This window comes from Streptomyces sp. NPDC001732 (genome assembly GCF_053596315.1).
Map to the genome: position 1 here is coordinate 233,385 of NZ_JBSFFY010000004.1, position 14,651 is coordinate 248,035.

The window sequence follows — 14,651 nt, forward strand, 5'->3', positions numbered from 1 at the left end:
GCGCGTTTGCCCCTGTTGTCCGTGCATGAAGCCGCGCCTCAGTGTCGTCGTCCCGGTCCACAACGTCGAGGACTACCTGGAGGACTGTCTGCGCTCGGTGGCCGAACAGTCGGTCACCGACATCGAGGTGGTCCTCGTGGACGACGGCTCGACGGACGGCAGCACGGCCATCGCCGAGACCTTCGCCGCCCGCGACCGGCGCTTCCGCTGCGTCCGCCGGCCCAACGCGGGGCTGAGCGCGGCCCGCAACACGGGCGTGCGGCACACCACCCCGGGCGTGCCCTACCTGGCGTTCGTGGACAGCGACGACGTCGTCGTGCACGACGCCTACCGGCGGATGCTGGCCTCGCTGGAGTCCACCGGCTCCGACTTCGCGACCGGCAACGTGTGGCAGCTGGGCGAGCAGGGGCGGCAGCAGGCCTGGCAGTACCGCTGGCTGACCGGCACCCGGACCCGCACCCACATCAGCCGCGATCCGCGGCTGCTCGCCGACCGGGTCGCCTGGAACAAGGTGTTCCGGCGCTCCTTCTGGGACCGGTACGCCTTCGCCTTCCCCGAGGGCAGGCTCTACGAGGACACCCCGGTGATGATCCCGGCGCACTATCTGGCCGGTGCGGTGGACGTCCTGCACGAGCACGTCTACTACTGGCGGGTGCGGGAGGGCTCGATCACCCGGCGGCGCACCGACGTGCAGGGCGTACGGGACCGGATCGCGGCGTGCGAGCAGGTCAGCGCGTTCCTCGCGGGCCGGGGCGGGGGGGCGAACGCCGGGGCGCGGCGCCGTTACGACCTCTCCTGTCTGCGCGACGACTTCGTGTACTTCCTGGAGGGGCTCACGACGGGCGGGCCCGCGTACCGGGAGGCGTTCATGGAGGACGCGGGGGCGTTCCTGGACCGGATGGAGCGGATGGACGGGGCGGGCCGCGCGGACCGGGCCGTGGCGCACGAGCTGCCGGTGGAGCTGCGGATCAAGTGGCAGCTCGTGAAGGAGCGCCGCCTTCCGGAGCTGCTGGAGGTGCTCGCCTTCGAACGGGCCAACGGCGCCGGGACGTTCACGGTCACCGGCGTGCCGGGACGGCGGCAGGCCGGCTTCCCCGGCCTGCCGGACACCGCCCGCCCCGCCCGCGCCGACCTCCCGGCCGTGGCCCGGCTGACGCGGGCGCGGTGGGGCGACGACGGGCGGCTGCGGCTGCGCGGCTACGCGTACATCCGCAATCTGCCGGCCGCGTCCGCGCGGCAGTCGCTGCGGGTGGGCATGGTGCGCGCCACCCGCGGTCAGCAGTTGCGGACGGTGCCGCTGCGCGGGGTGCCGGCGCCGGAGGCGACCGTCGCCTCCGGCCAGCAGCTGCACGGTTACGACCACGCGGGCTTCGAGATGACGCTCGACCCGCGCCGGCTGCGGCCCGGCGGCTGGCTGGTGGGGGTGATGGTGGCCGCGCACGGCACGGCCCGCCGGGTGGCCTTGCGCGCCGCGGACTCGGGGGCCGTCCAGCCGCTCGTCCACGACCTGGGCGACGGGCGGCGGGCGGTGCTCGACTACCGGGACGGTCGGTTACGGCTGACCCTGGCTCAGCTTCCCGCCCGGTGCGAGGCCCGCCGCTTCGGCGAGGAGCTGGAACTGACCGGAAGGCTGTACGGAAACGTTCTGCCGAAGGCCCTGGTGCTGACCTGCGACGGGGTGGCGGACCAGGAGTTCGGCCACCCCGTCGAGTGCCGGGCGGACGGCCGTTTCACGGTGCGCGTCCCGCTCGCCGATCTCGCCGGGATGGCGGCCGTCCCGGCGGCCCCGCACCGGGCGCCGCGCGAGGTGGAGGCGGAGCCCGCCGGGCGGTGGCGGGCGCGGCTGGTCCTGACCGACGGGTCTCGGGTGCCGCTCGCGGCGGTCCCGGAGTCGGCACCGCCGGTCGTGGCGGACTCGGCGGGCGAGCTGGTGCTGGACCTGAGCGGGCAGCCGTTCGTGGACGGGGCGATGTGGACGGCCGAGGGCGCGCTGCGGATGGAGGGGGTGACCGGCGCGGGGGCGGAGACCTGGCCGGACGGGGGCCCGCCCCATCTGCTGCTGCGGCACGAGCTGCTGCGCGAGACGGTGGCGGTGCCCGTCACGCACGACGAGCGGTGCGCCGGGACGCCGAAGGGGAGGGACGAGGGCGCGTGCCGGGTGGAGCACGAAGAGGCTTACGGGGGGCGGCGGTTCACCGCGTTCCTCGCGCCGTCGGTGACCGCCGGGCTGCGCGAGGGCCACTGGGACGCTTATCTGGGCGGCCGGCCGGTCCGGGTGCTGACCGCGCTCGCCGCCCGGCTGCCGTTGCCCCGTACGGGCCGGGTCGCCTCGGCCCCCGTGCCCGACCGGGAGTTCGCCCTGGACCGCCGGTTCGGCGACCGGCTGGCCGTGCGGGCCGGGTCGGTCCTCGCGCCCGCCGAACGCGGCGCGTACCACCGGGCCGAGCTGCGCGGCACGTACTACCCGGCGCGGCGCGCGATGCCGCTGCGGGAGGCCGTCCTCTACCTGGGCGGCGACTCCCCGCGCGCCGTGCACGCCGAACTCCTGCGCCGGGGCGTGGAGGCGGAGCACCTCTGGGCCACCGACGGGCTCCACGGCCACGTCCCCTCCACCGCCCTCCCCGTCGTCGAGCACAGCGCCGCCTGGTACGAGGCGCTGGCCCGGTCCCGCCGGATCGTCACCGACGACCAGCTGCCCGAGTGGTTCGAACGGCGGCCCGGCCAGACCGTCGTGCAGACCTGGCACGGCGCCCCGCTCGGCCGTTTCGGCGCGGACCTGCGCGACACCCTGTACGCCGACCACCACGAACTCGCCACGCTGCCGCACCGGTCGGCCCAGTGGTCCGTCCTGGTCTCCCCCAGCAGCCACTCCACCCCGCTGCTGCGCCGCGCGCTCGGTTACGAGGGCGAGGTCCTGGAGGCGGGCTCCCCCGCCAACGACCTGCTCTTCTCGGCCGACCGCGGCAAGACCGCGGAGCGGGTACGGCGCCGGCTCGGCATCCCGGACGGCCGCCGGGTGGTGCTGTACGCGCCGACCTACCGCGACCAGCTGGCCCATCCGCCGGCCGACGGCGAGCGGCCCCGCTACCGCTGGGCCCCGGCGCTCGACCCGGCCGCGCTGGCCCGCTCGGCCGGCGACGGCCACACGGTGCTGGTGCGCCGCCATCCCCGGGTGACCGGGACCGTGCCCGAGCAGCCGGGCCTGCGCGACGTGTCGGGGCATCCGGACGCCGCGGAGCTGCTGCTGGTCGCCGATGTGCTGGTCACGGACTACGCGGGCGTGATGTTCGACTTCGCCCACACGGGCCGCCCGATGGTCTTCCACACCCGAGACCTGGCCCACTACCGCGACACGGTGCGCGGTTTCTGCCTGGACTTCGAGGGCCGGGCGCCGGGGCCGCTGCTCGCCGACGCGGACCGGATCGCCGCGCTCCTGCGCGACCCGGGCGCCCTGACCGCGTCGGCGTCCCGGCACGCGGCGGCGTACGAGAGTTTCCGCCGGGACTTCTGCGACCTGGACGACGGCGGGGCTGCGGGACGGGTCGCGGACCGGCTGCTGGCCGAGGGCTGAGAGCGCGGGGCCCGGGGCGCAGGAAGCCGGGGCGCGGGCGGCACCGCTCCCGTCACACCGGCGTCCGGACCGAGAGCCTCTCCCGGCCCCCGAGTGCGCTCAGCTCCTGAGCGCGGCGACGGCGGCCGTCGCCAGGTCGTCGAGGTAGCCGGTGGGCAGCGGGGCGCGCACCACGGCGAGCCGCCAGTAGAGCGGGCCGACGATCAGGTCCAGCGCCCGGTCCGGGTCGCTGTCCGCGGGCAGTTCACCACGGGCCACCGCGTCCCGTACGACCACCGCGGCGATGCCCTGCTGCGGGTCGAGCAGGGCGGCCTTGATCGTGTCGGAGATCTCCGGGTTGCGGGCCGCCTCGACCAGCAGGTCCGGGATGACCTGCGAGGCGACCGGGTGGCGCAGGGCGTAGGCGGCGAGTTCGAGCACGGCGCGGACGTCCCCGTGCAGCGAACCGGTGGCCGGGGCCGGCATGCCCTGGACGGCGACGGCGGAGACCAGGTCGAGGACCAGGGCCAGCTTGGACTTCCAGCGGCGGTACACGGCGGTCTTGCCGACCCCCGCGCGCCGGGCGATCCCCTCCATCGACATCCGGGCGAAGCCCACCGCGGCCAGTTCCTCGAAGACGGCGTTGCGGATCGCGTCGGTGACGTCCTCGCGCAGCACGGCGGCTCCCGCGGGGGCACGGCGGCGGGTTCCCGGGTCGGTGGTCATGGCCGAAGCATAGTCCGTGACGACGGAACGGTTGCGTTGCGACGTACACACGTCCTAACCTCGACGTTGCGACGATACGGTTCCGTTCCGTCGTTCTTCGTGCCCTTCGCACCCTTCGCGTCCTTCGTGTTCCTCGCGCCCCTCCCCCCGCCCCCGTCGAAAGCGATCGTGGTGAGCCAGACAGCAGCCCCACCGGCCCCCGCCGACACCCCAGCCCCCACGCCCCTTCCGGTGTACGCACCGGGCGAACTCGCCGCGCTGGCCGCCCGGCACGGCCTGACGCCCAGCGGGGCCCGCCCCCCGCTGGGCCCGTACGTCCGGCAGCTGTGGGGGCGGCGGCACTTCATCACGGCGTTCGCCACCGCCAAGCTGACCGCCCAGTACAGCCGGGCGAAGCTCGGCCAGATCTGGCAGATCATGACCCCGCTGCTGAACGCGGCGGTCTACTACTTCGTCTTCGGCGTCCTGCTGGACACCAAGCGCGACGTCGAGGACTTCGTGCCGTTCCTCGTCACCGGGGTGTTCATCTGGACCTTCACCAGCAGCTCGATCACCGCGGGCACCCGGGCGATCAGCGGCAACCTCGGCCTCGTCCGGGCCCTGCACTTCCCGCGCGCCTCGCTGCCGATCGCGCTGGCCCTGCAACAGCTCCAGCAACTGCTGTTCTCGCTGGGCGCGCTGGTGCTGATCCTGATCGGCTTCGGACAGTTCCCGAAACCGTCCTGGCTGCTGGCGGTCCCGGCGCTGTTCCTCCAGGCCGTGTTCAACACCGGCGTCTCCATGGCGGTGGCGCGGCTGACCGCCCGGACCCCGGACATCGCCCAGCTGATGCCGTTCGTCCTGCGCACCTGGATGTACGCGTCGGGCGTCATGTGGAGCGTGGACAGGGTGCTCGCGGGCGACCGGGTGCCGCACTTCGTGAAGGTGATGCTGGAGTGCAATCCGGCCGCCGTCTTCATCGACCTGATGCGCTTCGCCCTCATCGACAGCTTCGGCGCGTCCCATCTGCCGCCGCACGCGTGGGCGATCGCCGCGGGCTGGGCGCTCGTGTGCGGCGTGGGCGGATTCGTGTGGTTCTGGCAGGCGGAGGAGAGGTACGGACGTGGCTGACCGCATCACCGACGGCACGACCGGCGACGACGAGCGGACGCCGACCGTCGTCGTGGACGACGTCCACATCACGTACAAGGTCCAGGGCGCCCGCACCGGGAGGGGCAGCGCCACCTCGGCACTCAGCCGGATCGTCTCGCGCCGCCGGTCCCCCGGGGTGCGCGAGGTGCACGCCGTGAAGGGGGTGAGCTTCGCGGCGTACAAGGGCGAGGCCATCGGCCTGATCGGCTCCAACGGCTCGGGGAAGTCCACCCTGCTCAAGGCCATCGCCGGGCTGCTGCCCACGGCGAGCGGCCGGGTCCACACCCGGGGACAGCCCTCGCTGCTCGGGGTGAACGCGGCGCTGATGGGCGATCTGACCGGGGAGCGCAACGTGGTGCTCGGCGGCCTCGCGATGGGCATGACGCGGGCCCAGATCCGCGAGCGCTACCAGGGCATCGTCGATTTCTCCGGCATCAACGACAAGGGCGACTTCATCTCCCTGCCGATGCGCACGTACTCCTCCGGCATGGGCGCCCGGCTGCGCTTCTCGATCGCGGCGGCCAGGAGCCACGACGTGCTGCTGATCGACGAGGCGCTGTCCACCGGCGACGCCAGGTTCCAGCGGCGCAGCAAGGAACGGATCAAGGAGCTGCGCAAGGAGGCCGGCACGGTCTTCCTGGTCAGCCACAGCAACAAGTCGATCACCGAGACCTGCGACCGGGCGATCTGGCTGGAGGCGGGCACGCTCCGGATGGACGGCCCCGCGAAGGAGGTCGTGGCCGCCTACGAGCGGTTCACCTCCGGAAAGAAGTAGGCCCCCTTTCCGCAGTCCGGGCTAAAATCCGGGGCTCACCACGGCCGCGGGGTTGCCCGGCCCGAACAACGGGGTTGCCCGGTCCGAACAGGGGGACACATGCAGGACGGAGTGCCGGGGCCGCTGCGGGCGGACGATCCGCGCGAGATCTCCGGTTACGCGCTGCGGGCCCGGGTGGGCGAGGGCGGAATGGGCACCGTCTACCTCTCGCACACCCGGGGCGGCCAGCCCGTCGCGCTGAAGGCGGTCCGCCGGGAGTACGCACGGGACGCGGCGTTCCGGATGCGGTTCGCCCGCGAGGTGGCCACCGCCCGCCGGGTCTTCGGCTACCACCTGGTGCCCATCGTGGACCACGACGCCGAGGGGGAACTGCCCTGGCTGGCCACCCACTACGTCCCCGGCCTGCCGCTGGACACCGTCGTCGACCGGTACGGGCCGCTGCCCACGGCCGCCGTGCTCCGGCTGACCGGCTGTCTCGCCGGTGCGCTGGACTCCGTCCACTCCGCCGGGGTCATCCACCGCGACGTCAAGCCCGGCAATCTGCTGCTCGCCGCGAGCGGCCCCTGGCTGCTCGACTTCGGCATCGCGCGGACGTCGGACCTGCGGACCCTCACCACGGTGGGCCGGCTGGTCGGCACCCCGAAGAACATGTCGCCCGAGCACGCACTGGGCAGGCCGCTGACGTCCGCGTCCGACGTGTTCGCGCTCGGGCTGCTGGCCGCCGAGGCCGCCACCGGGGAGCACCCGTACGGCCGGGGCCACGGTCTCGCGGTCGCCGCCCGCATCGCGGAGACCGACCGCGAACCACCGCGGCTGGACCACCACCCCGAGCCGCTGCGCCACGTGCTCCGGCTCTGCCTGGCGGCCCGGCCCGAGGACCGTCCCCCGGCCGCGGAGGTCGCCGAACTGTGCCGGCGGGCGCTCGGCGCGTACGACGGACGGGGGCTGCGGGACTTCACCGGCTGGCTGCCGGACCCGGTGGCCTCGGCCGTGGCCCGGATCGAGGCGGCGACCCGGCCCCGCTCCGCCGCGTACACGCCCACGTACGTGCCGACCGTGCGCGATCCGCTGGCCGCCGAGTGGAAACGCCGGGTCCGCGGAAACCCGTCGCCGGACAGCTGATCTGACGGTCCGGAAGGTGTCGTAGTCTCATCCGGCACACTTGCAGTCACGAGCGGGGGAGGCTCCCATCAGTACCGGCACCGGTGACGTGCTCACACCTCTCGGCCCCCAGGATCCGCGCGAGATCTCCGGGTACCGGCTGATCGCCCGGATCGGCGAGGGCGGGATGGGCACCGTCTACCTCTCGCACACCCGGGGCGGCCAGGCCGTCGCGCTGAAGCTGATCCGGCGCGAGTTCGGCGACGATCCGGAATTCCGTCGCCGGTTCGACCAGGAGGTGCAGGCCGCCCGGCGCGTGCAGGGCTACCACCTGGTGCCGGTCGTCGACCACGACACCTCCGGCCCGCTCCCCTGGCTGGCCTCGGCGTTCGTTCCCGGTCTGGCGCTCCAGGCGGCCGTCGAGTCCCACGGCCCGCTGCCGCTGCCCACGGTCTTCCGGCTCGTCGGCTGCACCGCGCAGGCGCTGAACTCCATCCACGCGGCCGGGGTCGTCCACCGCGATCTGAAGCCCGGCAACATCCTGCTCGGTGCGGCGGGCCCGTACGTCATCGACTTCGGGATCGCCCGTGCCGCCGACGCGACGCAGCTCACCGGCAGCGGGGTCATCGGCACGCCGCAGTACATGTCGCCGGAGCACGCGCTCGGCGAGCGGGTCGGCCCGGCCACGGACGTCTTCTCGCTGGGGCTGATCGCGGCCGTCGCGGCGACCGGCCGGCACCCGTACGGGACGGGCGGGGCCCTCACCGTCGCCACCCAGATCGCCAACACCGCCAGCCGCCCACCGCGGCTGGACGACTACCCGGCCGAGCTGCGCCCGCTGCTCGGACGCTGTCTGACCGCCGACCCGGGCACGCGCATCACCCCCGCCGAGCTGGCGTCCCTGTGCGAGCAGGCCCTGGGCCGGCCGCTGCGGGAGTCCGGCGACTGGCTGCCCGCGCCGGTCGCCGCCCAGATCACCCACCGCGAGCAGGCCGCCCAGCTGCCCCCGCAGCCGGCCGAACCGGCGGCCCAGCCCACGTACCCGCCGAACACTCCGCCGAACACGCAGCCGGCCAACCCGTACGCCACCGGCACCGTGCCGCCCGCCGCCTCCGCACCGTCGTACGGACCGGGCACGGGACCGGGCACGGGACCGGGCACGGGGACGAACGGCGCGTGGCCCGGCACGATGCCGCTCGGCACGGTGCCGCCCGACCAGGGTCCCGGCGCCGGACCGTTCCCGGCGCAGCAGCCGGCCCCGCAGCCCCCGGAGACCGGCCCCGCCAAGCCCCGCCGCAAGCGGCCGGCCCTGCTGATCGCCGCCGTGGTGGTCGCGTTCGCCACCGGCATCGGCGGCACGCTCTGGGCGCTCGGCAAGTTCTCGGACGACAAGGACGACCGGAGCGACGGCAGCAGCGCCCCGGGCCCGCAGCAGTCCCGGCAGACCGGCACGGACGGCGGGTCCAGCACGCCCGACGACTCCACCGGTTCGCCGTCCGGCGCCGGGTCGAAGAAGCCCACGGCCGCCTCGTACACCCTGGTCTTCCAGGACAAGCCGCTGACCCTGCGCACCCCGTCGGGCCTGGACCACACCTATGTGGACCTGGACGCCCCGCTCGTGGACCCCACCGCGAACATCGACTCGGAGGACCGGGAACTCAACGCCTCGTACGACACCCTGGATCTCAACCGGGCGCTGGGCAAGGCGAGCGGCCCCTCTCCCGAGGAGTGCCGGACCGCCGCCGAGCAGAACCCTCTCCCCAGTTCGGTCTCCAGCGAGACCCTGAACAAGGAGAAGACCATCGCGGCGGGCGACCTGATGTGCAGTGTGACCTCCGAGGGCAACCTCGCCCAGTGGAAGATCTCCAACGTGGTGTACAACGCCGCCAAGGAGACCCCGACCTATGAGGGTTCGCTGACCCTCTGGAAGATCGACGGATAGTCGCCCCGGCCGTTCCCGGGCGGCCCGGGAGTTCCGCCCGGCCGGGCTCGCCCGCCGGAACTCCGGGGCCGCCCGGGAAGAGGCGAAAGACAAAAGGCGGAAGGCGAAAAGGCGGAGGCGGTCGCCGGACCGACCGGCCCGGCGACCGCCTCACCCGAGGGTCGTCACGCGTGCGTGCGCAGCAGCGTCCGCATCGTCCGCATCGCCACCGACAGGTTCGCCAGGTCGAAGGCGTCCGAGCCCTGGATCTCGTCGAGCGTGGAGCGCGAGCGCGTGAGGATCGCCGCGTTCTTCTCCTCCCAGGCCTTGAACCGCTCCTCCGGCGTCGAGCCCCCGTTGCCCACCCCCAGCACGTCCGCGGTGAGCGCGGCGTGCGCGGCGTACAGGTCCTCGCGGATGGAGGCGCGGGCCATGGACTGCCAGCGGTCGGCCCGCGGCAGCTCGATGATCCGGTCCATCAGCCGGGTGATGCCCAGCCGGTCGGCGAGGTCGTAGTACACCTCGGCGACGGCGAGCGGGTCCTTGCCGGTGCGCTCCGCGATCGCCACGACGTCCAGCGTCGGGAAGGCGGAGGAGAACCCGGCGACCCGCTGGGCCAGTTCGCCCGGGACGCCCGCCTCGGTGAGCTCGTCCAGGATCGACTGGTACCACTCCAGGTCGGTGCCCTTCAGCATCTTGGGCAGCTCGGCCCAGACCTGCTCGACCCCGGCCTTGAAGAAGTCGACCGTCGCGGCGATCTCCAGCGGCTGCGGCCGGTTGCCGAGCAGCCAGCGCGAACCGCGCTCGACGAGCCGGCGCGAGTGCAGCCGGACGCGGGTCTGGACATCGGCGGCGACCTCGTTGTCGAGCGCCTCCACCGCGTCCCACACCTGGCCGAGGCCGAAGATCTCACGGGCCACGAACTGCGCCCGCACGATCTCCTCGATCGAGGCCCCGGTCTCTTCCCGCAGTCGGTGCAGGAAGGTCGAACCACCGCTGTTCACCGTGTCGTTGACCAGGACGGTGGTGATGATCTCGCGGCGCAGCGCGTGCCCGTCGACCGCCTCGGGGAACTGCTCGCGCAGCTGGTGCGGGAAGTAGGCGTGCAGCAGCTTCTGCAGGTGCGGGTCGTCCGGCAGGCTGGTGCGGATCAGCTCCCGGGCCACGGTGATCTTCGTGTAGGCGAGCAGCACGGCGAGTTCGGGCTGGGTGAGCCCCTTGCCGGAGTTGAGCAGCTCGCGGATCTGCCGGTCGTTGGGCAGGAACTCCAGTCCGCGGTCGAGGTCGCCGTCGCGGCCCAGTCGGCGCATGAAGCGCTGGTGGGCGTGGAGCAGGGAGGCCGACTGGGCCGTGGCGTTGGCGAGCGCCACGTTCTGCGCGTAGTTGTTGCGCAGGACCAGGCGGCCGATCTCGTCGGTCATCTCGGCGAGCAGCTTGTTGCGCTGCTTGACGGTCATGTCGCCGTCCCGGACCAGGCCGTTGAGCAGGATCTTGATGTTCACCTCGTGGTCGGAGGTGTCCACGCCGGCGCTGTTGTCGATCGCGTCGGTGTTGATCCGGCCGCCGGCGCGGGCGAACTCGATCCGGCCGAGCTGGGTGGCGCCGAGGTTGCCGCCCTCGCCGACGACCTTGGCCCGCAGGTCCTCGCCGTTGACGCGGATGGCGTCGTTGCCCTTGTCGCCGACGTCCGCGTTCGACTCGACGGAGGACTTGATGTACGTGCCGATGCCGCCGTTCCACACCAGGTCCACGGGGGCCTTGAGGACGGTCTGCATCAGCTCGGCGGGCGTCATCTTGGTGACTCCCGGCTCGATGCCGAGCGCCTCGCGGATGTGCGCGTTGATCGGGATGGACTTGGCGCTGCGCGGGTGGACGCCGCCGCCCGCGGAGAGCAGTTCCTTGTCGTAGTCGGCCCAGGAGCTGCGCGGCAGCTCGAAGAGGCGGCGCCGCTCGGCGTAGGAGGTGGCGGCGTCCGGGGTGGGGTCGATGAAGATGTGCCGGTGGTCGAAGGCGGCGACGAGCCGGATGTGCTCGGAGAGCAGCATGCCGTTGCCGAAGACGTCACCGGACATGTCGCCGACGCCGACGACGGTGAAGTCCTCGGTCTGGGTGTCGTGGCCCAGCTCGCGGAAGTGCCGCTTGACGGACTCCCAGGCGCCGCGGGCGGTGATGCCCATGCCCTTGTGGTCGTAACCGGCGGAGCCGCCGGAGGCGAAGGCGTCGCCGAGCCAGAAGCCGTACCCGACGGCGACCTCGTTGGCGATGTCGGAGAAGCTCGCGGTGCCCTTGTCGGCGGCGACGACCAGGTAGGTGTCGTCCTCGTCGTGCCGGACGACGTCCTTGGGCGGCACGACCTCGCCGGCCACCATGTTGTCGGTGATGTCGAGCAGCGCCGAGATGAAGGTGCGGTACGAGGCGATGCCCTCGGCCATCCAGGCGTCGCGGTCGACGGCCGGGTCCGGCAGCTGCTTGGCGACGAACCCGCCCTTGGCGCCGACGGGCACGATGACGGTGTTCTTGACCATCTGCGCCTTGACCAGGCCGAGGATCTCCGTACGGAAGTCCTCGCGCCGGTCCGACCAGCGCAGCCCGCCTCGGGCGACCTTGCCGAAGCGCAGGTGCACACCTTCGACGCGCGGCGAGTAGACCCAGATCTCGAAGGCGGGCCGGGGCGCGGGCAGGTCCGGGATGGACTGCGGGTCGAACTTCATCGAGACGTAGCCGTGCGGCTTGCCGCTGTCGGCCATCTGGAAGAAGTTGGTGCGCAGGGTGGCCTTGATGACGGTGAGGAAGGAGCGCAGGATGCGGTCCTCGTCGAGCGAGGCGACCTGGTCCAGAGCCCCGTCCAGTTCCTCCAGGAGGCCGTCGGTCAGCTCGGTGCCGGCGCTCTGCCGCTCCGGGGACATCCGGGCCTCGAAGAGCGAGACCAGCAGCCGGGTGGTGTGGACGTTGTTGCGGAGAGTGCTCTCCATGTAGTCCTGGCTGAACGTCGATCCGGCCTGGCGCAGGTACTTGGCGTAGGCGCGCAGCACCACCGCCTGGCGCCAGGTCAGCCCGGCGCCCAGGACGAGCGAGTTGAAGCCGTCGTTCTCGGCCTCTCCGTTCCACACGGCGGCGAAGGCGTCCTGGAAGCGGTCGCGGGCGTCGTCGGCGAGGTAGTTGCCGCCGGCCTGCGGCATCCGGAGCCCGAAGTCGTAGATCCAGGCGTGCGTACGGTCCGCGCAGCGCAGCTCGTACGGGCGCTCGTCGACGACCTCGACGCCGAGCCGCTGGAGGGCCGGGAGCACGGCGGAGAGGGAGACCTGCTCACCGGTCCGGTAGATCTTGAAGCGGCGCTCGCCGGGGCCGGCGCCGACCGGCTCGTACAGGCTGAGGGCGAAGTCCTTCTCGTCCTTCTTGAGCGCTTCGAGGTGGACCAGGTCGGCCACGGCGGCGCGCGGCGTGTGGTCGGCCTTGTAGCCCTCGGGGAAGGAGTGGCCGTACTGGCGCAGCAGCTCGGCGGCCCGCTCCTCGCCGCACTCGGCGCCCAGCGCCTCCTGGAAGCCGTCCGCCCAGGAGCGGGCGGCCTCGACGAGCCGGGCCTCGATGCGGTCGGCCTCGGCGTCGGTGAGGTCGGGCAGTTCGGTGCCGGGGGCGACCCGGACGACGAAGTGCAGCCGGGAGAGGATCGACTCGGTGTTCCAGGCGGTGAAGTCGACGCTGATGCCGCCCAGTTCCTCCTTGAGGATGTCGATCAGGCGCAGGCGCACACCGGTGGTGTAGCGGTCGCGCGGCAGGTAGACGATCGCGGAGTAGTAGCGCCCGTACTCGTCCTGGCGCAGGTAGAGCCGCAGCCGGCGGCGCTCCTGGAGGTAGAGGACGGAGGTGACGACGGAGCGCAGCTGGTCGACGGGGGTCTGGAAGAGCTCGTCGCGCGGGTACGTCTCCAGGATCTGGAGCAGGTCGCGGCCGTCGTGGCTGTTGGGCGAGAACCCGGCGCCCTCCAGCACCTCGGCGACCTTGCGGCGGATGACGGGCACCCGGCGCACGGACTCGGTGTAGGCGGCGGAGGAGAACAGTCCGAGGAAGCGGCGCTCGCCGATGACGTTGCCGTCCGCGTCGAACTTCTTCACGCCGACGTAGTCGAGGTAGCTGGGGCGGTGGACCGTGGAGCGGCTGTTGGCCTTGGTGAGGATGAGGAGCTTGCGCTCGCGGGCCTTGGCTCGGGCGTCGGCGGGCAGCCGGTCGAAGGAGGGGCTGACCGGGTGCGCCTCGTCGACGCTGTGGTGCGGGTCGGAGCGCAGGATACCGAGGCCGGTACCGGCGACGGCGGCCAGCGAGTCGGTGTCCTTCAGCTCGTACTCGCGGTAGCCGAGGAAGGTGAAGTGATCGGCGGCGAGCCAGCGCAGCAGCTCCCTGGCCTCGTTGACCTCTTCGTCGGCGAGGTCGTCGAGCGGTTCGCCGGGCAGGTCGTCGGCGATGCGCAGCGCGGCCTCGCGCATCTTCTCCCAGTCCTCGACGGTCTCCCGCACGTCGGACAGGACGCGCAGCAGGTCGGCGGTGATCTGCTGGAGGTCGGCGCGGTCGGTCTCGCGGTCGATCTCGACGTGGATCCAGGACTCGACGAGCGCGTCGTGCGGCAGCTCGACCTTGCCGTCCTTGCCGCCCTTGGCGTTCTTGCCGCCCTGCGGGCCCGCCGGGAGGCCGTTGCCCTCGGCGAGAACCTCGATGAGCTTGCCGGTGACGTCACGGCGCACGACGACCTGCGGGTGGATCACGACGTGGATGCCGCGCCCCTGCCGGGACAGCTCGTTGGTGACGGAGTCGACCAGGAAGGGCATGTCGTCGGTGACCACCTCGACGACGGTGTGGCTGCACGTCCAGCCGTTCTCCTCGACGGTCGGGGTGTGCACCCGGACGTTCGCCGTGCCCTGCGGGCGCGTCTCGGCCAGCCGGTAGTGGGAGGAGGCGGCCCCGAAGACGTCCACGGGGTCGCGGCCCGTGATGTCCTCCGGAGCGGTGTGCAGGTAGTAGCGCTGGAGGTAGGAGAGGAGTACGTCCTGCTCGGGACGTTCCTGCTCGGCCCCGGCGTCCGCGACACGGACCCGGGAGGTACCGCCCGGCCCACCGACACCACCACCCGGGCTGTTGTCAGCTACCCTCGCAGCCCGTGCGAGCAGCTCGGCCTTGGCTTCGTCCAGCTTGGTCTGCATGTCCTCTGGCTCCTGTCGCGCGCCGTTGCGTGACGTAGGTGGAATAGGCGGCATAGCACCACGACCCGGGTTTTCCGTTCCGGGTCGACGCTACCGCTCTGCCGCTGTGAGAGATGCCCGGGACCGTTTCGGTCCCTGTGGGGAGTCGGTCCGGGCAGTGAGGATCGGCGACGACCCGGAGGCTGTGGCACTCCGGGTGCGGGCCGGGGGCTTCACTGCCCCCGAGGCGTATCGCGCTGATCACGGGGTCCAGGC

Annotated in this window: 7 protein-coding genes; 5 read left to right on the forward strand and 2 right to left on the reverse strand. The window is 72.8% G+C overall.

The genetic code is table 11. The features are described 5' to 3' along the window. Positions 1-25 precede the first annotated feature (25 nt). A complete protein-coding gene (locus ACWCXX_RS07555) occupies positions 26-3,571 on the forward strand; it encodes a CDP-glycerol glycerophosphotransferase family protein (protein WP_451125305.1) in 3,546 nt (1,181 codons plus the stop codon). Positions 3,572-3,670: 99 nt separating this feature from the next. Here the strand turns inward: ACWCXX_RS07555 and ACWCXX_RS07560 are convergent, their stop codons facing one another. Then, positions 3,671-4,276 carry a TetR/AcrR family transcriptional regulator gene (locus ACWCXX_RS07560; RefSeq protein ID WP_451125307.1) on the reverse strand — a complete coding sequence of 202 codons (606 nt, stop codon included), beginning with the start codon at positions 4,274-4,276 and terminating at the stop codon, positions 3,671-3,673. 168 nt (positions 4,277-4,444) lie between these two features. Here ACWCXX_RS07560 and ACWCXX_RS07565 point away from each other — a divergent pair, with 168 nt between their 5' ends. The 4 genes from ACWCXX_RS07565 to ACWCXX_RS07580 all read left to right on the forward strand — a co-directional run bounded on the left by ACWCXX_RS07565 (position 4,445) and on the right by ACWCXX_RS07580 (position 9,225). Next, positions 4,445-5,386 (forward strand): ABC transporter permease, encoded by a 942-nt coding sequence (locus tag ACWCXX_RS07565; RefSeq protein WP_451125378.1) that lies wholly within the window; start codon positions 4,445-4,447, stop codon positions 5,384-5,386. Beyond that, a complete protein-coding gene (locus ACWCXX_RS07570) occupies positions 5,379-6,182 on the forward strand; it encodes an ABC transporter ATP-binding protein (RefSeq protein ID WP_451125309.1) in 804 nt (267 codons plus the stop codon). The genes ACWCXX_RS07565 and ACWCXX_RS07570 overlap by 8 nt, the downstream gene beginning before the upstream one ends. Before the next feature lie 99 nt (positions 6,183-6,281). Then, the gene (locus ACWCXX_RS07575; protein WP_451125311.1) at positions 6,282-7,304 is read left to right on the forward strand and encodes a serine/threonine-protein kinase; all 1,023 of its coding nucleotides are present in this window, start codon (positions 6,282-6,284) and stop codon (positions 7,302-7,304) included. An 88-nt stretch (positions 7,305-7,392) separates the two neighbouring features. After that, complete coding sequence (locus ACWCXX_RS07580) at positions 7,393-9,225, forward strand: serine/threonine-protein kinase (protein WP_451125313.1); 1,833 nt, start codon at positions 7,393-7,395, stop codon at positions 9,223-9,225. 164 nt (positions 9,226-9,389) lie between these two features. On the opposite strand, the gene ACWCXX_RS07585 is transcribed toward ACWCXX_RS07580, so the two are convergent. Then, a complete protein-coding gene (locus ACWCXX_RS07585; RefSeq protein ID WP_451125315.1) occupies positions 9,390-14,396 on the reverse strand; it encodes an NAD-glutamate dehydrogenase in 5,007 nt (1,668 codons plus the stop codon). Between the last annotated feature and the right edge of the window lie 255 nt (positions 14,397-14,651).

Excerpts from the sequence above, each read along its gene's own strand:
- ACWCXX_RS07555 (WP_451125305.1), top strand. The coding sequence starts at position 26 with ATGAAGCCGCGCCTCAGTGTCGTCGTCCCGGTCCACAACGTCGAGGAC.
- ACWCXX_RS07560 (WP_451125307.1), bottom strand. The coding sequence starts at position 4,276 with ATGACCACCGACCCGGGAACCCGCCGCCGTGCCCCCGCGGGAGCCGCC.
- ACWCXX_RS07575 (WP_451125311.1), top strand. The coding sequence starts at position 6,282 with ATGCAGGACGGAGTGCCGGGGCCGCTGCGGGCGGACGATCCGCGCGAG.
- ACWCXX_RS07585 (WP_451125315.1), bottom strand. The coding sequence starts at position 14,396 with ATGCAGACCAAGCTGGACGAAGCCAAGGCCGAGCTGCTCGCACGGGCT.